Here is a 22,898-nt window from a genome sequence, read left to right on the forward strand (position 1 = left end):
GGGCGGGGGAGGATTGCGTACCTCCCGACCCTCGAGTTCGATGGACCACTCCCGATGGCGCGACCGGATTTTTCGGTTCTGAACGAATTCTGGAAGTTGCCCAAAAATTGGGAAGAGTTTGTCGCGCTTGTGAAGTGGGCAGCCAATGAGAGTGTCCTCTTAGGCGTGGATGGACCTGCTGGGGTGGTAGCGGAGATGACAGAACAAAAGGCGCGGCGCCGGACGTTCGTTCATGTGCTCAATTACAACGTGGCCGCGGTTCCGGTCCAACGGGACCTCCGCATTTGGGTCAAGCTTCCGCAGGAATCGCAAACGGCCAAAGTGATTGTTCGCGCGCCTAAGAGTGACGAACTTGCGCTTCGAGCCGAATCTGACCACGGCGGCGTGTCCGTTGTGCTCCCTACCCTGGAGAGCTACGCCTTGCTGACGTTCGAATGGTAAGAGAATAAGAAATTCTTTTAACTTTCTTCATATTTCGCTTGCTTTCGATCGTACAAAGGGGTACAAAGACTGGCGTCAGCAAAATCTGTTGAGGGACACCAGGTCCCGTAGGCACCAGAATTGAGTCGCAGAGCGGCTATGTCGTGATGTGGCTTGCCAGGATCACCTAAAGGGAGACGAGAGGATTTCCTCGATCACCCAAAGAGAATTCTGTAGTCTGCCTTCTCCCGGAAAACAAAATTTATAAGAAACAAAAGATTGGTGTGCGAAAGGGCATAAACCAATGATGGGATTTCTGCGTTCAAATAGCGTTCTGAAGAACGTTTCGATGGTCGCTTCCTTGTTGACAGCCTGGTTTCTCATTGCGGGTGCACCCGCTGCCGCAGCACAGGCGTGCCCCGCTCAGAATTGGGCAGCCACCACGCCGAACGTGTGGGTGGCCGACGGCAGCATAAAGGTGATGTTGAACAACAACGCGGCCACGAATCAGCCGGTCATTCCGACTTACGAGTTTGATGGCAATTTCAATCCATTTGGATTCGAAGAGCATCCTGAAGCCATCACGGTCTTGAACGACGTGTGGTCCTGCCCATCGGGATCGCCGATGATTACGATGGCGGGAGCCGGACGCGAGACCGTATCGTTTCAGCTTTTTTTGAGCGCGAGCGCGAGCGCGGCACTGAGCCATGTGTCGGTGACCGTAAGCCCACTCACCGGCGCTGGAACCTTGACGTCGGACAACACCGGATCTTCGAATGTGACGCGCTATCTTGAAGGCTATGTGCCGTATAGCGGTTTGAATCCCAACTCTCCGACGCAACTACAAGCGAACGGACAAATGCCGGATCCGCTCATTCCGTTTTATGATCCGTTCGATTCCGGAAATCCAGCGGTAGCGACGCCGTTCAATGTACAGGCGGGCACAACCCAGGGTGTGTGGGTCAACCTCTCTATCCCGCCGAACCAGACGGCGGGCTCGTATACCGGCACCGTGACGATCAGTGGCACCGGCATTGCGACGACCGCGATTCCGATAAGCCTGACCGTGTGGAATGGGACGTTGCCACCCTTCGATGAGGGTTCCGTCAGTAGCACCTATGCGGACATGCTGAAGTCGTGGCTGCCGTTTTACAGGGGCAACTTCGACAGTGGCGAAGGCATGACCTGCGGAGGGCCGGGATGCTCGACGGAGCTTGCGCTGTACGAGAAGTACCAGGTGATGGGCCACAACTACTTCATGGATGTGCAGATGGATGGAGATCAGCCGACAATCAACGGGTGCTATCCCAGCAGCGGTGGCTGCACCACCTTCACTTCCGACGGAACAACGAGCTCGATCGATTGGACAGCTTACGATGCGTATGAGGGGCCTGCCTTGACTCCTGGAGCGCTGTTCGCAGATGGCACCGCCATGCGAGTGTTCGATACGCCGCTTTCGACGCAGGGATCTGGAGGCTGGCCGGGCGGAACGGGCAAGTATGGATATTCCTGGTATGACAACGAGTCAGATGGATATTCCGGCAGCTTAGTGCCAAGCGGATTGACACAGTTGTTCGGGAACCTGGCAACGCAGACGTCGCAGCACTTTGCGGCCAACCACGCCAGCAAGGGATGGGCTATTCCTGAGCTGATCGTTTATGACTACGATGAAACGGATAATGACGGCAAAGGACAAGTGGGCTACGATCCGCAGATTTACCAAAATATCTCGCTGTTCAATGCCGCGATTAACAATTCGAACAGCGCGCTGTCGTCCACGTGGGCGGCATCGACGGCTCCAATTCATACGTTTCTGACCGACATGCCGGCGTGCCCCGAGTTCGGCGATTACCCGTGGTATACGAATTCGGTTTGCGCTGACCACATCAATCTTTCCTATCCGGGAGGAACGAACGCGACACCCGGATACAGCAAATCGTGGGACGTAGTCTGGTCACCGAACCCAGTCATCTTCATGCCGGGTCGGCCGGGCCCAGCCTTTCATTCGGACGTGAATCCTACATTGGTGGACGGCACAGGGTATCAGTACACACTCGACTTCACGGATGGAGTCCCGGCACTTTCTACGGCACCTGTGCCGATCGAGCGCTGGTTCTATCAGGGGGGCGACCCGGCTTCGGCAGGGGATGCGATCTCCAATACGGGCGTGGGTTGGCGGATCAATTACTGGATCGCATACAAGTACGGCCTCGATGAAACGATTGCGAGTACGGGCAACGCAAATCCAGCGGCTCCGGCTCCCGGCGGAGTGTGGGATTGGGTGGGCGATTTCTGGGGCGGCTACGGCGGTGCTTCGTCACCAAGCAACTGCAGCAACAGCAACGCGCCGTCGCCGTTTGTAAGCGCAGCGACTACGGGCGACGGTGTGCTGTTCTATCCGGGTAACGAGATTGGATGCTATTACACGGCGAACCCGGTAGGTGAAGCCGCATTGACCGCCTCGCCGGCTGTGAACACCACCTGCGCCTCGAATGGCTACGGCGTGTGCAACGGCATCAGCGGCCCGGTCGCTTCGATGCGCCTTGAAACAGTGCGCCGCGGCTATGAAGATTATGAATACATGTACCTGCTCGGTAAGAAGAACGGGCGGTCAGCGCCTTTGGCGATCATCAATGCAATGGGCGGCGCGGGCATTACACAGGGTGGGCAAGGAACGACATCGTGGAATGCTCTGGACTGGGAAAATGTGACCGGCGGGTGGTACGAAATGGGTGTTGAGCCTGAATCCTCGGCCTATTCCGGGTACTGCACCGATAGTACGCCGGGTCTGGGAGATTTGCCGAACGGCCTTCCGAACGGTCCAACCGGCGCTGCCTCGACGGGATCGAACTTCAATTACGTTGCTTGCCCAGGGGAGTGGACGAACAACCCGTATCGCTTCGAACAGGCACGGCTGGAGATGGCCCAGCAACTCGGTTTCGCTCCGGCGAACACAACGCCCTCCATCACCAGCTTGAGCCCCTCGAGTGGCATTAACTCCGGTGGAACCTCGGTCACAATTACCGGGACGAACTTCACCGGAGTGGACGAGGTTCAATTTGGCGGCGTCGAAGCCACGAGCTTTACGGTGAACTCTTCGACTACGATTACGGCCGTCACGCCTGGCGGGAGTGGTGGAGTCGATGTGCAAGTATTTAGTCCCAACGGCGTCAGCCAGTACAGCAGTGCAGACATTTATACGTATGTGTCGCCGGTTACGGTCACAGGGCTGAGCCCCTCGCAAGGTCCGGCCGCTGGTGGCACCTCTGTCACGATCACAGGCACCTACTTCTCGTCGGGTGCGACCGTGATGTTCGGTAATACGGCGGCGACAAGTGTGGTCGTAAATTCTTCCACGAAGATTACCGCGACCGCGCCCGCTGGAACCAGTGTGGTCAATGTCACCGTCACCACCTATCAAGGAACGGGCGCAACCAGCAGTGCGGACTTATACACGTATGAGGCCGCGCCGACGGTGACGAGCGTCAGCCCGTCCAGCGGCACTGTCGCGGGCGGAACATCGGTGACGATCGCCGGTACGGGTTTCGTCAGCGGCATGATTGTTGACTTCGGCAACACACCCGGCTCAAACGTTGTCGTTAGCTCATCGACAAGTGCAACGGTGACGTCGCCGTCCAATTCTTCCCCTGATGGAGGCTTGGTCAACATTACCGTGACGACCTCAAACGGTACGAGCGCGGTGGGCGGCGCCGATCACTACACCTATACCTCGCCTGTGACAGTGACCGGACTTAGTGTGCATACCGGGCCTCCTGCCGGCGGAACGACGGTCGTCATCACAGGCACCGGATTCACCGGAGCGACGGCGGTAAAGTTCGGTTCTGACACGGCCAGTTTCACCGTGAATTCGTCCACGCAGATCACGGCGACTTCCGCAGCAGGCGGTGGGACCGTGGACGTTACCGTGGACACATCCAGCTATGACAGCGCGCCGACTTCAGCCGATCAGTTTACTTATACGTCTGCGGTCGCTAACGGTGTGTTTGCAACGCTGCCGACAACCGCGGTAGGTTCCAGCTCCGCGGCAACGACCGTCTCCATTACATTGCAAGCGGCCACGGCGATCAGCAGTATCACGACCCCCACGGCGCAAAACGGCGTGCAAGAATTTGTAGTGGGCACGGTCACCGGCTGCACTGTCGGAGGGACAGTGAATGCTGCGGGAACGGTGTGCCACGTACCCGTTACGTTCAAGCCACAGTACCCTGGGATTCGGTCCGCACCGTTGTCACTGAACAATAACAGTGACGTGGTCGGGATCGCGGGCGTGGCGGCCATCGGGCAGGGACCGGAAGTGGGAGTATCTCCCGGCTCACTGTTTATGGCAATTGGCGGCGGCGGTAACGGCGTCACCGCCACCCCGGAATCGGTGACTGCGGCGGCGATCAGTGTATCGAATAACGGCTCGGGCCTCGCTATGGACGGAGAAGGGAACCTATACATCGCGGACGATATCAATTGCCTGGCTTACAAGGTCAATCCACAGACGAATCAGATCGTTGTTGTTGCTGGAAACTATACGTTCCAGAGTGGTGCTCCAGCGCCCAGCACGACACCGACTCCGGCGCTTGGATCTGCTACGTGTCCGCAAGGTATCGCGGTGGACGGCGCTGGGAATCTCTACATCGTCGATGCAGGCATTACGAGCAACGGCAACCCGAACGTTGTCGAAATGGTTTCTGCGACGACAGGAGATATACAAATCGTCGCCGGTGGTGGATCCACCGTTCCAACAACCACCGCGGAGCCGGCCCTCAATGCTTCGCTCAATGCCGTCAATAGTCTGGCGACCGATAGCTCCGGCAACGTGTACATCTCAGATTTTTACAACAACCAGGTTGAAAAGCTAACCCCTGCCGGCCAGATCGTAGTGGTCGCAGGAAGCGGCAGTAACCAACCCACCACAACGGCACAATCTGCTACCAGCGTTGCGCTCAGCGGGCCAACCGGCATGATTTTCGATGACGCCGGAAATATGTATATCTCTGATCAGAATGTCAGCCTCATCGTGAAGGTCAACGCATCGGGACAACTGACGGTAGTGGCTGGAGGCGGTGGTAATACACCTGGCGCGACGCCGCAATCCGCGCTCAGTGTCGCCCTGAACAACCCTGCGGAACTGGCAGTGGACGGCGCGGGTGATCTGTACATCGGTGATTTCTCGAATGATTGGGTTGAGCAGATGAATACCGCGGGGCAGATCGTTGTGGTCGCTGGCGGGGGCGGAACGGTTCCCACAGCGACGCCTGAATATGCGACGAGCGCCCAGCTGGGTCTCATACAGGGAATCGCAGTGGATGGTGCTGGTAATCTTTTCGTCGCCGATGGTCAGAACATCGGCAACGGCGCCAATATGGTGGAGAAGGTAAGCGCAGCAGGAGCAACGTTGAGCTACCCCTATACCAACGTTGGTTCCACAAGCGTGCCGCAGAATTTCACGCTGACGAACATCGGCAACGAAACATTTACCTTGTCCAGCGTCGCCGCGCCGACGGACTTCACACGGCAGAGCGGAGGCACTTGCTCCACCGGCACGCAAAATCTGACTACCGGAACCAACTGCACCCTGAGCTTCGCCTTTGAACCGACGACAGGTGGTGTGTTGAATGAATCGGCAACCCTCACCGACAACAACCTCAACGTAAGTAGCGCTCACCAGTCGCTGAACTTTACGGGGACCGGCATAGGTGGAACGACGGTTGCCACGCCGACCTTTAGCCCGGCTGGCGGCCCCTATGCCTCATCGCAAACTGTTTCCATCAGCACAACAACGTCCGGAGCAACGATTTACTACACCACGAATGGAACGACACCCACCACCAGCTCTACCGTGTACTCGACCCCGATTACCGTGTCATCCAGCGAAACGGTTAAAGCGATCGCCGCGAAGACGGGAGACACAAATAGTGCGGTAGCTTCGGCCGTCTACACCATTGGTGCAACGGTCGCCACCCCAACCTTTAGTCCAGTCGCAGGAAGTTATGGGCCCGCGCAGACCGTCACGATCAACACAACGACGTCAGGAGCAACCATCTACTACACCACGAACGGGTCCACGCCGACGACCAGTTCCACCCAGTACACGGGTGCGATCACGGTTTCGTCCAGTGAGACGATCAAGGCGCTTGCAGTATTGGCCGGTTACAACAACAGCGCAGTAGGTTCCGCGGCCTACACCATCAACGGAGCCGTGGCCGCGCCAACCTTCAGTCCAGTAGCGGGAACGTATACGTCGGCGCAAACGGTGACGATTAGTACAGCGACATCTGGGGCGACGATCTACTACACCACCAACGGAACAACACCAACCACGGCCTCGACGGAGTACTCAAGCGCTATCACCGTGTCCGCCACAGAGACGGTGAAGGCGATCGCGGTGAAGACGGGCTATACCAATAGCGCAATCGGATCGGCCACTTACACGATCAATAGCAGTGCTGTGGCGACACCGACCTTTAGTCCAGCGGCTGGAAGCTACGGTCCCGCGCAGACGGTGACGATCAGTACGACGACGTCAGGCGCGACCATCTACTACACCACGAACGGCACGACGCCAACAACAAGCTCCACAAAATACACCAGCCCCATTACGGTTTCTACAACAGAGACGGTGAAGGCAATTGGCGTGGAATCGGGCTATGCCAATAGCGCAGTTGCATCGGCTGCTTACACTATCAACGGAGCCGCGGCTACGCCGACGTTTAGTCCGGCGGGAGGAACGTATAGCTCCGCGCAAGTGGTAGTGATTGCGTCCGCTACTTCGGGAGCGACCATTTACTACACCACCAACGGCACAACGCCGACCACCAGCTCGACGAAGTACACGGCGGCCATAAGCGTCGCCACCAGTGAGACCGTAAAGGCGATCGCCGTGAAAGCGGGCTATACAAATAGCGCGGTTGGTTCGGCCACGTACACCATCAACCTGGCAACCATCAGCACGCTTGCGGGCGTTCAGGGCGGCACGACTGCTCCTACCAGCGGAATGGTGGCGCACGGCCACAGCATTGGAGCTCCCGTTGGCGTCGCTGTGGCTCCTAAAATCAATGGTGCCGGTGGCGATATCTATTTCGATACCTGCAGCACCGCCTGGAATTGCTCCTATAACTACTCCCTCTACGTCATTTACGAGGGCGGTGGTGCGGCGAAGGCTATCCTTGCGGCGGGCGGCATCACTTCTCCTGTAGTGGGAGATGTATATCCGGTTTCCAGCCTGAATGAGACGGGACCGGCGTCGCTCTCGGGACTGTTTGTCGACTCTTATGGCAATGTACTTGTTGCGGACTGGAGCTACAACCGGGTCTATATGTTCTATGCTGGCGAAGTTTCAGGTCAAGGTACCAATCCCGCGGATGCTCTCCTCAACGCCGACCCCGCGGCGTACGTAGTAGGCTACGGGCTGCATGTCGGATACGCCTACCATATAGCGGATGGTTCGAATGTGGTAGGTGCCGCATCGACGAATCCCACTCCGCACGATGTCTATGTGGATAGCGCCGAAAATGTCTTTTTCACGGACTATGGCTCGAACGATGTCGAAGTGGTGTACAACACTTCGGGAACGCCCGCCAAAACCATCCTGACGGCAGAGGGTTATACGAGCTTGAAGCAAGGCTATGCTTACATCATCGCGGGTGGGCAAAGTGTTGCCACGTACCCGAATGACAATGACGGTGGAAGCTCGATTGCTTACAATGGGGCCACGAGTACAGCAAATACCGCGACAAACGGTCCTTTCGGGTTATATGGGGACTCATCCGGCAACGTATATTTCACTGACTCTACCTCGAACAAGATCAAGAAGCTGTCTGGCACCACGGCAGTCCTTTCTACGATTGGAGGGCCGGCGGCTGGGACAGCAACCACTGTGGGCCATGGTGGAGACGGAGGTCTGGCCACATCCGCTCAGATGAATACGCCGATCGGCATCGTTGTGAGCTCGAGCGGTGCTGTGTACTTTGCGGATAGTTCGAATAGCTCTGTGCGCGTGATTGGAACGAACGGGTACATCAGCACGGTAGCTGGAATCAGCGGTACCAGCGGCACCTATAGCGGAGAAGGCGGTCCAGCGACCTCGGCGACCATGAACACCACGTTCCACCTATCCTTGGACGCCAACGGGAATCTCTACGTAGCGGATGAGGGGAATGACATGATCCATGTTTTTTGAGAGGAGCGCATCAGCAACTCTAGCGACTTACTACTCCGGAACGACCGAACGTCAAGGGCGGAACGATGGCTTCATCGTTCCGCGAGGAATAATGGTCTAGGGCAAAAGCCGAAGCGCATTCTCGCGATAGACTTTCCGCAAAACGTCATCCGGCAGGTAGAGGCCGTAAATGTTCCATCGGCCCTGTCGCGAAGCGTGCGAGGGGTACTCGAAATATTCATCGTCCGTTTCGAGAAATCGATAGTAGAGCCGGTACATGTTTTCTTCGGGCAGCAGATCGGAACCGAACAAAATCCTATCTGCAAATTTCAAGAAAAAGTGGCGCGCGGCGTATGGCTGCCGACCGAGCTCGGATGCACGAGCACTGATATCGATTGAAACATTGGGGCACGTCTCGAGAAGTTGGGCGGCGCGCTGAAGGTTTTCGCCGCTTTCGGCGACGTGAGCGGCCACGAACTTCGTCTGAGGATGACGGCTGATGACTCGATCCCGCTGGTCGAGCAAATCAGACTTGGAATAAAATGAGTTGTGGAAGGCCCAGTCCGGATGAGCGGCTAACTCTTCGAAACGCTCGTTGTAGGCGTCAATCGGAAGGAAGAACGCATCGGGGTCCGCTGTGTGAAACATCACTGCAATTCCCAGGTCACCGGCTTTCTCAAAGATGGGCGCCAGCCGTTCGTCATCGATCCGGAGTAGTTGGCCATACCCGTCCCGGATGTGCAAGCCCAGGTCTTTCCAAAATTTGATGCCGACAGCGCCGCGTTCAACCAAGCGCTCGAGGCGGTCGCAGCTTATTTGGGCGAAATCATTTTTCTCCACCCCGCTCCAATCCATCCAGCCGATAGTGTCGAATCGGTCCGGGGACGCATGGTGGAAGTTGTCCATGATCCCGAACGCTTCCCGGCCAACCTTCATCGTGATATTCACGATCTTTTCGATTCCGCACGCATCCATAATATGCAGGACATCACGTGGTTCAAGCGAATCCAAATGATTGTGATAGTCGATTACTGGGAAGCGGGCCTTCTCAATCGTATGATGGGAACTGGCCAGCATCGATCGAGGATGAAAATCGCTGATGGGCAGATCGACATGAGCGTTTGCCGTTACCATGTCGACGAATTTGTCTGCTGGCGATTCGGACACTGCTAATTCCTCATGCGATGGGATTTTGGATCGAGCCCGCGTTGTGGGTAAGAGTACATCACGCCTGTCCTTGCACGTTGGTTGGATCAGCATATCGAAATAAAAAGATAAGCATCAAGAGAAATTGTTGGGAAGATAATCTCAAAGGGTAGTTGTTTATTTTTATTTGCTAACAAATCGTAAGATATGATACATAATCGTAATAGAAAGCAAAGGGCTGCCGTCATGAGCAGGGTTGATGTAGCAATCGCCGGCGAGTTAAACCTGGATCTGATCCTGTATGGACTGCCGCAGGAGCTTCCGTTGGAAAAAGAGCTCCTTGCATCTAGATTCATAATGACCCTGGGCAGTTCTTCAGCAATTCTTGCTCACAATCTTGCGTCCCTCGGTCTGGGCGTCATCTTCGCAGGGCAGGTGGGTGCGGATTCTTTTGGTAAAATTGCGGTTGAGTACCTTCGATCTGCAGGGGTGGACGTTAGCCGCGTGGTCGAAAACGGCGATGGAATTCCAACGGGGGTCACCGTCGTGCTGCCGCACGATAGCGGACGTCGCATACTGACTTATCCAGGAACGATTGAATTGCTTGCGGTCAGCGATCTCGATATCGATGCTCTCGCGTCAGCGCGCCACTTACATTTATCGTCTTTGTTTCTGCAAACCGGTCTCCACAGGGGACTTCCGGATCTACTCACCACTCTAAAATCGCGCGGAGTAACCATCTCACTCGATACCAATGACGATCCATCGGGTCATTGGGACGGGGTTCTTACCGAGGTTTTGCCGCTGATCGACATTTTGTTGCCCAACCGCGAAGAGGTTTGCAGAATTGCGGGGCGCGATACAGTTGCGGAGGCGCTCAAAGTGCTCTCCTCAAAAGTTCCCTTGATCGTCGTTAAGTGCGGCGCAGACGGCGCCCTGGTGCAAAACCGGGGCAATCTCACCTCCGTTCTCCCAATTTTGGTTGACGCCGTTGATAGCATCGGCGCGGGCGACAGCTTTAATGCCGGGTTTCTTGCTGCTTGGCTTCACGGACAAAGTCCTGAGGAAAGCGCACGCGCAGGCAATATTACCGGTGCACTCTCTACCACGCAGGCTGGAGGCGTTCAAGCCTTTCTCCGCACGCCAGAGAGAGATGCGTTTCTGAACAGACATCATTTTCCCGAAATCAGGCTGGCGGCGGAGACACTGCAAACCTGACCGCTGCTACCTGCACTAGAGGTTGGCGGCGGTGAACTGTGAACAGGTACTGGGCAGAAGATCAGGAGCGTAGTGAAACAGATGAATCCCCTGGAGAAGTTGTTGCAACTACCGAAGGCTGAGCGACAAGAGCGTGGAATGCTGTACACGCCAGTCGAGATCGCTCGCCAGCCCGCGGTATGGCCGTCAACTCTGAGCATCATCGAAGATCGTGTCGACGAAATTCGCTCGTTTCTGGAACGGTGCGGTCTAAGGGGAGCGCAATCCGAGCGCCCGGCGGTCACGTTGATCGGCGCCGGAACGTCCGATTACGTTGGCCAATGCCTTGTCGCGCTGCTTCGTGATCAGTGGCAATGCGATGTTCAAGCGATACCGAGTACGACGCTGCTGACGAGCTTCGCGGAATATATTGTGCCGGAAAAGCGTCGACTTTGGATCTCGTTTTCGCGTTCTGGCGATTCCCCGGAAGGAGTCGCTGTTCTCCAACGCGCCTTGGTCGAACAGCCGCAGATTGCCCAAATCGTGATTTCGTGCGACGGCACAGGCAGCATGGCGCAGATGATCCGCGGACAGGATAATTGTCTCAGCCTCCTCCTTGGTAAGGAAACAAACGATCAAGGCCTGGCCATGACCGGTTCGTTCACCAATATGGTGATCTCCGGCCACGCGCTAGCGCATGCGTGGACCCTCGATGTCTATCGTTCGATCCTTGCTGAAATATGCCGCGCTACGGGACCCTTTCTCGATCAGGCAGCGACCTTGGCTGCGTCGCTTGCAGCCAGACGCTTCCAGCGCGCTTGCTTCCTCGGCTCAGGTGACCTGGCTGGTCTGGCTGCCGAATCCGCCCTCAAGCTGCTGGAATTGAGCTGCGGCAATGTGAAGACCATGTCGGAGACAACACTGGGGCTGCGTCATGGGCCGATGGCCGCCCTGGACGAGCACACCTTGTTGGTACTGTTCCTGTCGTCGGACGAAGCGCGCCGTCGCTACGAGATGGATCTGCTGCGCGAGATTGAGGGCAAGAATATTGTTGGGCTCGCGATCGCGGTCAACGCCTCGGGCCCCTGTGATTTGGATGGTCTCCGAAAGACTCAGTTGCTGGCATCGGAAGTGACGGCCGTGATTCCAGACTTCTATAGTGCGGTCGTTAATGTTCTATTCGGGCAATGTTTGGGCCTGTTTTCCAGCATCGAATTCGGACTCGCACCGGATACACCCAGTCCGAATGGAGTCCTTAGCCGCGTCGTGCCGGGGTTTGGTATTCACTAATAGAAATAATTTTCCTGGAATCTCGTCAAACGACAGCTTGCGGAAGTCCATTCGTAGCAATCTTGGGCGATCATTCCAAAGAGAAGCAGTGGTACCTTTCTTTTCATTGCATTAATGAAACGCCGCATGTAGTCTTTTCCGGTATGAAAACAAAAGGCCGAACGAAGATAGTCTCTTCGACAGAGCAGCAGCGCGGCCAGCAGATGCTGATTGAAGAACGCCGTCAATATATTCTCGCGCTGGCCCAGAAACACGGTCGGGTTTTAGTCGACGAACTTTCCGCGTCTCTCGGCATCTCCCGCATCACCATACGCAAGGACCTCGATTATCTCGAGAGCCGAGGCCAGTTGCACCGTACCCACGGCGGGGCCTTGCTGCCGAGCACCGGCACTTTGTCGGATCCATCGCTGAAAGAAAAAGAGGGGCTTCATTCCGGGGAGAAACAGCGAATCGCTGCCGCGGCCATCGACCTCATCCAGGAAGGCCGCTGCGTTCTTCTCGATTCTGGAACAACGACGACGGCTATCGCTCGTTTGCTGAAGAAGTTCTCATACCTGACGATCATCACAAATGCCGTGAATATCGCTGCAGAGCTGAACGGAACAGACTTCGAGGTTCTGTTGACGGGTGGCTCACTCCGCAAAAATTCGTTTTCGCTGGTTGGACCTCTGGCAGAAGAAACTCTGCGTGACATGCATGCCGATATCTTGTTTCTTGGGGTCGATGGCTTCGATCTCGAGGCGGGACTGACAACGCCAAACGTGATGGAATCTCGGGTAAATCGAGCCATGGTCAAGGCCGCGTCGACGGTGGTTGTCGTCTGCGACTCCACAAAATTCAAGCGGCGCAGCTTGTCGAAGATCGTTGATCTGGACATGATTCATCACGTGATCACGGATAGCAATCTGCCTAAAGAAACAGCAGACGCGCTTCAAGGTCTCAATATCAAAGTGACCTTGGTCTAGGCCTGGCGTTGCGAAAGCTAGCGTTGAAATAACTCCTGCGGTTATGCGGAACCCTGTCGGGCGTCCTCCTGTCGTCGATTTGCCGAGCCTGAGGTTGGCGAGCGGGGAAGGTTCGGGTGTGGAAGCCTTCTCAAGATTGCGCGGTCCAAAAAACAACTCGCAAGCAAAGGTGAGCTCAATGTTCCAGCTCAGAGAGAGCATGTTTACCCTAAAAAGCTGTTTCGGTCAGTTATCTTTTTTCATGTTTGACAAGAAAAGATAACAATAAGTCTTGACACGGTAACTCCGCACAATTTAGATTCGTGCAAATTCATAGTAGTCGGCGATCCGTTAGGCACTTGCCCAGCATCGCTCGTTCGCAACGGTTCGTCGACTCTGTGCTTCTCCCGGCGCCGCCGTTCTTGGATTGCTATTGTTGCTCGGCCACCTGCTTTCGATGAACTCGTTGCGCATTGCAGTTCTCTGAATCTACAGACGTGCTTTGAAGGGAAGGTTTATGCAAAAGAGACTGAAGCTGGCGTGGCTTGGCGGTATCCTGCTGATGATCTGTAGCGGTGGCATGGCGTGCTTGGGCCAGACCATTACCGGCTCGATCCGCGGCACAGTCACCGACTCAAGCGGCGCTGTCGTTCAACGCGCGAATGTCACGGCGACGAATGTCGACACCGGCGTTACGACGCATACACTCACCGACCGCAGCGGTTTGTACAACATCCAGTTTCTTCCCATCGGCACCTACAACGTGAAAGTTACAGCGCCCGGGTTTGCCGCACAGGAACTGGGGCCTTTTGGTCTCCAAATCGATCAGATCGCCTCGATCAACGCCCTGTTGACTGTCGGGTCGTCCGAAACAGTAAAGGTCAACGAGAAGACAACTTCGCTCAATACCGAAAACTCGACGGTGAGCACGTCGATCGATTCTGCAACGCTCGAAAACATGCCGTTGGATGGATTGAACGTTCAGATTGCGACCCTGTTTGTTCCAGGGGCCATCAATCCTAATGTCGGCTACATGGGTGGCCAACTGGGCACGGAACGAGACGCGTATACGCCTAACGCGAGCGAGCCTGCCGACGGGCAGCCTTCTTTCAATGGCAATCGCCAGCAGGCCAACAGCTACATCCTGGACGGTATTGATATCAACGAGACGCTGAATAACGCGCTCGGCTACAACCCGTCTCCGTTTTCGATTCAAGAAGTGCATGTGATCACGGGTAACGCCGATGCCGAGTATGGCAACGTGAACGGCGGTGAAGTCGTGATGGTGACCAAGGGCGGCACAAGCAAGTTCCACGGAAATCTCTTCGAGTATCACCAGGCCAGTGGATTGCAGGCCAACACCTACGCGAACAAGATCGAGGGTCCCGGTTTTTACATTCCGCGAGCTCAATTCACGCAGAATCAATTCGGCGGCTCGGTCGGTGGGCCCCTGGTCAAGGGCAAGCTGTTCTTCTTCGCGAACTATCTCGGGCTGAGGCACGAGTCGAATAGCACCGTACGCCTGGGCGTTCCGACACTAGCGGAGCGTGGACTTGCGCCTGGGGGCACACCGGGTATTGCTGATCTGTCAGGCCTATTGGCAATTGAAGGGCTGCAGTTGGTGAACAATTCCATCGGTGGTACAGACAACGCACCCCCGTATGTCAACAATCAGGTCCCAATCTTAAACTCTGTTGCACAGTATCTATTCGCCGAGACCGTCACTCACCCGAATCTACTTCCTCTTCCAAATTTTCCCGCTGCAACAGGAACTTATGCGAGCGGAAACTTCACTGGGCCTTCGGATTCTGAATATCGCAATGACCAGGGAGATATTCGCGTGGATTACACGCTCAATAACAACAACACGTTTTTGGCAAAGTTCACCCGCGGCGACGCTGGAGACGCGCAGACCCAATTGCCGGAGGAGGCGTTGTTTCCGACGAGCAACTCCTATCCCTTTACCAACTTTTCGTTTGCCTATACCCACATCTTCTCTCCCAAATTAGTGAACAATTTTCGGGCAGGTTTCACGAGGATTGTTTTGAATCAGGGCATTGTGGGCGATCCGTCGGGTCTATTCGGTACGACAGGTAATGAGAAGGTGGGTATCCCGTTCCCCGACCAGGCTATCGCGGGATTCACGTACATGGCCCTGAACGACGAGATCTCAAACTTCGGCACCGCTTATTACACGGGAGCCTACAATTTGGATAACAACTTCGATTACAACGACACGATAACCTGGGTCCACGGAAATCATGTGACAAAGTTCGGCGTGGATTTTGTCCGTTACCAGCAGGCCTTCTATGCTCCCGCGAACATCGGAGGTCAGCTTGGATGGTTCGATTATGGTGGTGAATTCACAGGCAGCGGCTTTGCCGATTTTCTGACGGATCAAGCCGACTTCGCTCAGGTCGCCGGCCCAACCGGACCGTTCGGACAGAGACAATGGCGCGATGCCGTCTATGTCCAGGATGACTGGAAGGTAAAACCTAACCTTACGTTGAACTTAGGGCTGCGCTATTCGTACGAGCAGCCGATCTACGAAGTGAATAACAAGATGGTCAACGTCAACATCCCTCTTGCCAAGTTTGCGCCTGCCGGAACGCCGATCTCCGATATGCTCGAATTAGCCGGAGCGTACAACCCGGCAACTGGAAAAACTAACAGCCGGGCCCTCTATCGCCCCTATTACTTCAACGTCATGCCGCGCCTTGGCTTTGCATGGTCGATCAATCCAAACCTTGTCCTGAGTGGCGGCTATGGAACAACGGACGAATTGGAATCTACGGGTACGGGACTTCGTATGACCCAAAACCCACCTTTCCAGCCGTCGTTCACAATCAATCCGCCAACCCCGGGAGCCACCACTGGCGGGAGCGGTGCGCAGGTAGAGAATGGCTTCACAGCTGCCAGCAATACGAATGTTGATGGCGCCAGTTACCGTGCGTGGGATCCTGATATACGTCCTGCCCTGATTCAGCAATTCAATTTGACGTTGCAGTATCGGATCAACAGCCGAACCACCATTCAGGCAGGCTACGTTGGACAGATCGGCAAGCATCTTGCCGTGCCCATCGCGCTCAATCAGTACACCGAGGATCCGCCACCGGGCTGTGACGCTGCATGCTTCCAGAGCATTGTTCCCTTCAACACACTTGTGGGCCAAGGCGGAGAAGTTATTGAAACCGCGTCCAGAGCCATTTCAAATTACAACGCTCTGCAAGCCACCTTGAAGCAGCAGACCCCATGGAACGGTTTGACTTACATGATCAATTACACCTACGGCAAATCCTTGACGAATAGCCCTGGCTATTTCGGTGTGGACGGTGCCTCTGGCGCCGATTCGTACTGGCAGAACATCAATGATCCGATGGGAGATTACGGTCCCAGTAACTTCGACGTCCGGACCAATCTTACGGGACTACTGGTCTACCAGCTTCCGTTCGGCCATAACAAGCAGTTTGGAAGCCACTGGAACCGTTTTGAAGATGCGGTGGCGGGAGGCTGGCAGCTATCCATGAACCTGCAGGTCAATACGGGATTCCCGCTCACCATCACAAATGGGCCGAGTTGCAACAATAACTGTCCCGAGGCGCAGGTTGGTGATTATGCGCAGCATGTCAATCAGTACCGTCCGATGAAGATCGTGAACCGCGGCGTACACAGCGGCCTGTTCCAGTGGTTTGGAACGGATCCGTCAGCCAGTTGCGATCCCGACCCAGGCGTCCTCCCACAGTGCTCCTCCCGCGGCGTCGACAACGGCGTTAGCGCCTACGGCCGCTCGGGCGGGGCTACAGGAGACTTCGGAGATGCTCACATAGGCACGGAACGCAGCCCAGGCTTTCAAAACTATGACCTGGGTCTACAGAAGGGCTTCCGGACGATCGGTGAACAAAACCTCAAGCTGCGACTGGATGCATTCAATGCCTTCAACATCTCTAGCTACGGCAACCCCAACACCTATCTCGGCGGAGGCAGCAATCCGAACTTTGGAGTGATCACGGGAACGCGCTCGGCACCGAGAACGCTCCAGCTCTCCGCCATTTATACGTTCTAACGTTGTGGTGTTCGTTTAGTTATCGTTAGGAAAATGCGGACAACAGACCGGCTGAAAAGCCGAATCTGTTGTCCGCATTTAATCTACACACCGCTGCAAGGTAAAGTACTGTAGGCGCTCTCGTTCGGCGTGCCCGCGATTGCAACAATAGAGTAGCTCTGCGCGATCTCGACTCCAATCGCCGGAGGAAGAAAGGCAGTCGACATGTCAGCGGGGAACCTACTGGTGATACAAGGCGGGGGGCCGACGCCAGTTTTCAATACGAGCTTGGTAAGTATCGTTGAAGAGGGCCTTAAACAATCTCGGATCGGAAAGATCCTCGGAGCACGCTCGGGAATGAAAGGCCTTTCCTCCGGCGACATCGTTAATCTCACTTCCTCCGCACACGCCGATCTGGCGTCCATTGCAAACAGCCCTGGGGCCGCCCTTGGATCATCGCGCTTCAAGCCCACTGACGAAGACCTCGAGCGTTGTGTTCAACACTTGAAAGATCTCGAAATTCGCTACCTCATTTTTATGGGAGGGAACGGCACGATGCGGGGAGCACAGGCATTCGGCCAGTTCTGCGACAATGCACATTTCGAAGTCCAAATCATAGGCGTTCCAAAAACCATTGATAACGACATCGCTGCGACTGATCGGTGCCCAGGCTTCGGAAGCGCCGCCCGATTTGTTGCGCAGTCGACCCTCGACCTCTCAATGGACCTGCGCTCACTTCCTCAACCCGTGTCCATTTTCGAGACTCTGGGCCGTGACGTTGGTTGGCTTGCCGCCTCTGCAACTCTAGCGAGGCGTAGACCAGACGATGCTCCGCAGCTCGTATACATTCCAGAAATCCCGTTCTCAACCTCCGCCTTCCTTGCGGATCTTGACGCGGTCGTGAGCCGGCTTGGATGCGCATTGGTCGTCGTATCCGAAGGTATTGTTGATGCTGGTGGAACCCCGGTATTCGAGCAAATTATCGCCTCTCGTACCGGCACGCCTAACCGGCCGCTGATTGGAGGCGTGGCCCAATACCTCTCGGGAGTTGTCGCAGAGCAGTTGGGCATTCGGTGCCGTAGCGAAAAACCAGGTCTGATCGGCCGTTCCTCCATGGCGCACGTTTCAGAGCAGGACCGATCCGACGGGGCTATCGTCGGTCGCGAGGGGGTCCGCGCCCTGATGGCGGGAGCGACGAATAAGATGGTGACCCTGCTTCCGCTCAGCGCTCAAGCGGCGAACGCTTGCGACCTCGTTCAATTAAGCACCCCTGCCTCTTTCAGTCGCCGTATTCCGGATCATTGGCTAATCAAAGGCGCGGATACAGTAACGCAGGATTTTGTCGAATACGTACGGCCGATTGTGGGTCAACTCTCGCATTACAACTCATTCCTGTGAGCGCACGCTCGTATATCGCGCTTGCAATGCAGACAAGGTTGTTGCTTGATCGAGATTCGTCCCGCCGGAGAAAGGCCGATGAATGAGTCTTGCATTGAGCTCGAAGATTCGCGCGTAAATCATTGGGTATCATTTCAAACACCGTCACTAAGTTCGCCAAACTTGAAAGACGGAGAGTTACAAATACTCAAAGTTGCTTTATGCTTCATCGCCCTTAAAGCGTCGGCGCACGCCGCTCCGGTTAACCTTAGGACGAACGCTCTCTCGATCCGCGATGCATAGATAGTCCGCAACCTAGGTTTTCCTGGCAGAGCGATTCGAAGATTCCTAACTCGGCGCGATCTCGGTTCGAGGTTCTAGTCAGGGCAAACTGGTGGGGGGCGTCCCCCCCCTCCCGACACCACAAAACAAATGACTTAAGTGGGCCAGCGCCCTGCACTTGTGACGCTGAAGTTTCCGTCGATTCAGTTTCGTGGTTGCTGCGCCTGGCGATTTGAGCGATCTCCGCTATCGGGGACTTTCCAGAAGAGCGATCTCCACGTTGTTATGAGTCAGCACGGCGGCGCGCTCGTCTCCGCTCTCAGCCCGCTCGGCTTCCTGTTCAGCCTTAGATTCGGGGCAGCAGAGGTGGTCTACATTTCCCTTCGTCCATACTTCGCGAAGAAAATATTGGTTGCCGTAGCGGTGGAAGATGACTTTGCTCGTCCCGGACGGGGTAAGACTGGTCTCGTACGAGCTCATGGCTTGCGCTGAACGCGTTGCGCCTTGAACCATGAGGAGATGTTCCCAGGGGTGGGTGAGGATGTACCTGCCGGGCGCGAAGTGGGTGGACCCGACTGTGAATGCGAAGGGTATGTCCACCCCACTCTGCATGGATGTGCTTTGCGCACGCAATGCCGGCGACACGAGAGCAATGGTCAACGCGGCGACGAATACGGCTATGTGAATCTTCAACTTTGAGAGTGTGAGCATGAGAGCTTCTCCTTTTGGAAGACGTCTCAATCAACGCCTTCACTCAATAAGGCGGAGACGCCAGGAAAAGGTGCCACACTTTCTTTTTTATTTCTGATCATCGCGGGCTGCGGCGGAACCCTGTTCGAGCTCACGAAAAAGCCAGATGCGGGCCAGTGACCAGTCGCGCTTCACCGACCGCTCCGACACCCCAAGAAGAGAAGCGATCTGTTCCACCGACAGGCCGCCGAAATAGCGCATCTCAACCACCTTCCCCTGTCGCGGGTGCAAGCTTTCGAGACGTGTCAGCGCCTCGTCCAGAGCGACGACTTCTTCAATCTTCTCCGGGGAGATCGCCAGATCCTCCTTCAATTCAACCCTTTTCATGCCGCCATCTCGTTGTTTTGCTTTATGAGCGCGAGCATAATCCACGAGAACGTGCCGCATGACATTTGCTGCCATCCCGATGAAATGCTCGCGGCTGTTCCACTCTCCGTCTTCCTTGGTGAGCCGGAGGTAGGCCTCATTGATGAGAGCCGTAGCCTGCAAGGTATGGTCGGGCCGCTCCCTGCGCATATACGATGCAGCTAGCCGATGCAGTTCCGAATAGACCAGCGGCAACAGCTTTTCCGCCGCCCCGGAATCACCTTTGGCCATGTTGTTTAGGAGTTGGGTGACCTCGCCCTTCTCAGCTTCCATGTGGGCCTGCCTCCTGTCTACCTGTGGTATTATCCTACCGTCGCTGACGGGATTTCACCTGAAATACAAATACTATAGGCTGTACGGTCGCTCATTTAATCTGCATAGAGAACTGAATAACCATGGCCAACCAGGAGCAATCCGCCGAGGAAATCTTTGGAACTGCTCTTGACCTTCCCTCAGAGCAACGTTCTGACTATCTCGTGCGTGCGTGTGGCGGATCGACTGAGCTGCGCGCGGACGTCGAGAGACTGCTCGTCGACTACGAGCGCATGGGTGGTTTCATGGGCGACCCTATCCTTGAAGCCAGCGCAGATGCCCCTCAACTTGTCGGACAGGTTCTGGTCGCGGGACAGAAGTTGGGGCGCTATACGGTCCTCGAGCCCATTGGCTCCGGTGGTATGGGGGCGGTCTATCGCGCGCGCGATCAAAAGCTCGAACGTGTCGTAGCCATCAAGATACTCTCTCCCGGTCTGGTGACAGGAGATGAGGCGCGCCGACGATTTCGCAAAGAGGCGTTGGCGCTGGCGAAGCTGAGCCACCCCCATATCGCCGCCGTATACGACGTTGGCGAGCAGGACGAAGTGGACTACCTGGTGATGGAGTGCGTTCCTGGCCAAACTCTTTCTGCTGCGTTGAAGGCCGGCCCGCTCGCCATCGAACGAGCGACGTCGATCATTCGGGAGATCGCAGGAGCGCTCGAAGAGGCCCATGAACAGGGAGTGATTCATCGCGATCTAAAGCCTGCCAACGTGATGATCACGCCGAGAGGGCATGCGAAGGTGCTCGACTTCGGCATTGCCAAGCTGCTCGCACCGCTTGCTCCGGATGCGACAGCGTCGATGGAGACGGGCTTTCTGATCGGAACTCCGTTGTACATGTCTCCCGAGCAGGCGCAGGGACATCCGGTCGACGCGCGGACGGACCTGTGGAGCCTGGGTGTTATCTACTTCCAGTTGCTTACCGACCAAACACCCTTCGCGGGTGACAGCAATATCGCGATTCTGCATGCGATCATCAGCGACCCCCCGGCGTCTCTGCGCACGCTCCGGCCGGAAGCTCCACCGCTGGCGAATCAAATCATCTGCCGCTGCCTGGAGAAGGATCCTGCCAATCGGTATCAATCATCTGCTGAGATCTTTCGCGAAGCGACGGAACTCCTGGCCGAAATCTCCTCAAGTTCCCGCGGCCTGACTCCAAAAAGACAGTCTCGGACGATCGCCTTTGCAGCAGTCGCTGCCCTGGTGATCACGATCATTGCAGCGGCATTTCTCTTTCAACGCTCCTCCAGGAGGCAATGGGCGCGAGAAGAAGCGGTGCCACAGATTGTTCATCTGACTGCTGAAGGAAAACCGCTCGAGGCGTTCGGGGTTCTTCAGAAAGCGCAGAGCTATCTGCCCGATGACCCGCAGATAAAACAATTGGCAGATCAAAATACTCTGGTCGCGTCGATTGCCTCTTCGTCGTCGGGAGCCAAGGTTGCGATGCAGGATTACTCGACGCCAAATGGTCCGTGGCGTGCCCTTGGGACCACGCCCCTCAACGGCATCACTATTCCGCAGGGATTCTTTCGCTGGAAGATATCAAACCCAGGCGCTGAAGATTTGGTCGAGGGCCTGCGCGCTCAGAAATCCATGCACTTCGCTCCCGCGATTAAGCAGCCACCGCCGGCCGGCATGGTGCCGCTGCCCGGGCAAAATTGGGTGGGAATCATTGCGTTCATCGGCGCTATCGGCCCGTTCCCCATCCCCCCCTTCTATCTGGATCGCTTCGAGGTGACCAACCGCGATTATCAAAAGTTTGTCGACAGCGGTGGGTACGAGAAGCAGGAATACTGGAAAGAAAAGTTCATTCGCGATGGCCGCGAGATTCCCTGGACCGAAGCCGTCGCGGCGTTTCGCGACACCACGAATCGCCCAGGCCCTGCCGGCTGGGTCGCCGGCCACTATGCCGAAGGACAAGCAGACCTTCCCGTCTCTGGCGTCAGTTGGTTCGAAGCATCCGCCTACGCGGCGTTTGTCGGGAAAAACCTTCCAGTCCTGCAGCAGTGGTATATGGGAGCACCCCCCGAGGACGCGCGCTACATCGTGGCCCAGAGCAATATGCCAGGAAACGCACTGGCACCCGTCGGCGCCTATAAAGGAGTGGGCCCCTACGGAACATACGATATGGCTGGCAATGTCCGGGAATGGGTGACCAACGCGGACGACAACGACAACCGGTTCATCCTGGGTGGCTCCTGGAAATCTCCCGCGTACTTTTATTACAGCCCCGAGACGCTTTCTCCATTTGATCGCTCGCAGGAGAATGGTTTCCGCTGCGTGAAGAACACCGTCCCGCTGCCGCCATCGGCAGTAGCGCCGATCAAGCGGGTAGCAGCTCGAGATTTTCTCAAATACAAGCCGGCTTCGGACGACGTCTTTCACGCCTATCAGGTGATGTATGCCCCCTCCACCTCGCCCTTGAATGCTACCGATGGTGGAGTCGTTACCGAGACCGCGGACTGGCGTGAGGAGAAAGTGACAATCGATACCGGCTATCGCGGCGAGCGTATGGCTGTCTATCTGTTCCTGCCAAAGCACGTGCGACCGCCGTATCAGACCGTGCTCTTCTTCCCCAGTGCGCGTGTAGATTTCATCAC

At 56.1% G+C, this 22,898-nt stretch carries 11 protein-coding genes; 8 read left to right on the forward strand and 3 right to left on the reverse strand.

The genetic code is table 11. From position 1 onward, the window contains the following. The coding region (locus GSQ80_RS05665) for a hypothetical protein (RefSeq protein WP_158786680.1) at positions 1-441 on the forward strand (441 nt) is incomplete at its 5' end. Positions 442-769: 328 nt separating this feature from the next. Then, positions 770-8,611 carry a glycoside hydrolase domain-containing protein gene (locus tag GSQ80_RS05670; protein WP_158786681.1) on the forward strand — a complete coding sequence of 2,614 codons (7,842 nt, stop codon included), beginning with the start codon at positions 770-772 and terminating at the stop codon, positions 8,609-8,611. A gap of 96 nt (positions 8,612-8,707) precedes the next feature. On the opposite strand, the gene GSQ80_RS05675 is transcribed toward GSQ80_RS05670, so the two are convergent. Next, the gene (locus GSQ80_RS05675; RefSeq protein ID WP_254059463.1) at positions 8,708-9,757 is read right to left on the reverse strand and encodes an amidohydrolase family protein; all 1,050 of its coding nucleotides are present in this window, start codon (positions 9,755-9,757) and stop codon (positions 8,708-8,710) included. Between the two features lie 225 nt (positions 9,758-9,982). Between GSQ80_RS05675 and GSQ80_RS05680 the strand changes: the two genes are divergently transcribed. The 5 genes from GSQ80_RS05680 to GSQ80_RS05700 all read left to right on the forward strand — a co-directional run bounded on the left by GSQ80_RS05680 (position 9,983) and on the right by GSQ80_RS05700 (position 18,607). After that, positions 9,983-10,954 carry a carbohydrate kinase family protein gene (locus tag GSQ80_RS05680; protein WP_158786683.1) on the forward strand — a complete coding sequence of 324 codons (972 nt, stop codon included), beginning with the start codon at positions 9,983-9,985 and terminating at the stop codon, positions 10,952-10,954. A gap of 81 nt (positions 10,955-11,035) precedes the next feature. Continuing rightward, on the forward strand, positions 11,036-12,223 hold the full coding sequence (locus GSQ80_RS05685; RefSeq protein ID WP_158786855.1) for an SIS domain-containing protein: 1,188 nt from the start codon (positions 11,036-11,038) through the stop codon (positions 12,221-12,223). A gap of 62 nt (positions 12,224-12,285) precedes the next feature. After that, positions 12,286-13,188, forward strand: coding sequence for a transcriptional repressor AgaR (gene agaR, locus GSQ80_RS05690; protein WP_371315682.1), 903 nt, complete (start codon positions 12,286-12,288; stop codon positions 13,186-13,188). A gap of 496 nt (positions 13,189-13,684) precedes the next feature. Then, complete coding sequence (locus GSQ80_RS05695) at positions 13,685-17,230, forward strand: TonB-dependent receptor domain-containing protein (protein WP_158786684.1); 3,546 nt, start codon at positions 13,685-13,687, stop codon at positions 17,228-17,230. Positions 17,231-17,434: 204 nt separating this feature from the next. Further along, positions 17,435-18,607 (forward strand): diphosphate--fructose-6-phosphate 1-phosphotransferase, encoded by a 1,173-nt coding sequence (locus tag GSQ80_RS05700; RefSeq protein ID WP_158786685.1) that lies wholly within the window; start codon positions 17,435-17,437, stop codon positions 18,605-18,607. Between the two features lie 507 nt (positions 18,608-19,114). Here the strand turns inward: GSQ80_RS05700 and GSQ80_RS05705 are convergent. Together GSQ80_RS05705 and GSQ80_RS05710 are read right to left on the reverse strand one after the other, a co-directional pair. After that, positions 19,115-19,579 carry a hypothetical protein gene (locus GSQ80_RS05705; RefSeq protein WP_158786686.1) on the reverse strand — a complete coding sequence of 155 codons (465 nt, stop codon included), beginning with the start codon at positions 19,577-19,579 and terminating at the stop codon, positions 19,115-19,117. An 87-nt stretch (positions 19,580-19,666) separates the two neighbouring features. Continuing rightward, on the reverse strand, positions 19,667-20,257 hold the full coding sequence (locus tag GSQ80_RS05710; protein ID WP_158786687.1) for a sigma-70 family RNA polymerase sigma factor: 591 nt from the start codon (positions 20,255-20,257) through the stop codon (positions 19,667-19,669). Positions 20,258-20,658: 401 nt separating this feature from the next. Here GSQ80_RS05710 and GSQ80_RS05715 point away from each other — a divergent pair. After that, a partial coding sequence (locus GSQ80_RS05715; RefSeq protein ID WP_254059487.1) for a bifunctional serine/threonine-protein kinase/formylglycine-generating enzyme family protein occupies positions 20,659-22,898 on the forward strand: 2,240 nt, incomplete at its 3' end.

The sequence above is a fragment of the Granulicella sp. L46 genome (genome assembly GCF_009765785.1).
Classification (GTDB): domain Bacteria; phylum Acidobacteriota; class Terriglobia; order Terriglobales; family Acidobacteriaceae; genus Granulicella.

Bases quoted from the DNA above. Each gene is read 5' to 3' on its own strand.
- GSQ80_RS05680 (WP_158786683.1), top strand. From the start codon at position 9,983: ATGAGCAGGGTTGATGTAGCAATCGCCGGCGAGTTAAACCTGGATCTG.
- GSQ80_RS05700 (WP_158786685.1), top strand. From the start codon at position 17,435: ATGTCAGCGGGGAACCTACTGGTGATACAAGGCGGGGGGCCGACGCCA.
- GSQ80_RS05670 (WP_158786681.1), top strand. From the start codon at position 770: ATGGTCGCTTCCTTGTTGACAGCCTGGTTTCTCATTGCGGGTGCACCC.
- GSQ80_RS05695 (WP_158786684.1), top strand. From the start codon at position 13,685: ATGCAAAAGAGACTGAAGCTGGCGTGGCTTGGCGGTATCCTGCTGATG.
- GSQ80_RS05705 (WP_158786686.1), bottom strand. From the start codon at position 19,579: ATGCTCACACTCTCAAAGTTGAAGATTCACATAGCCGTATTCGTCGCC.
- GSQ80_RS05710 (WP_158786687.1), bottom strand. From the start codon at position 20,257: ATGGAAGCTGAGAAGGGCGAGGTCACCCAACTCCTAAACAACATGGCC.
- GSQ80_RS05685 (WP_158786855.1), top strand. From the start codon at position 11,036: ATGAATCCCCTGGAGAAGTTGTTGCAACTACCGAAGGCTGAGCGACAA.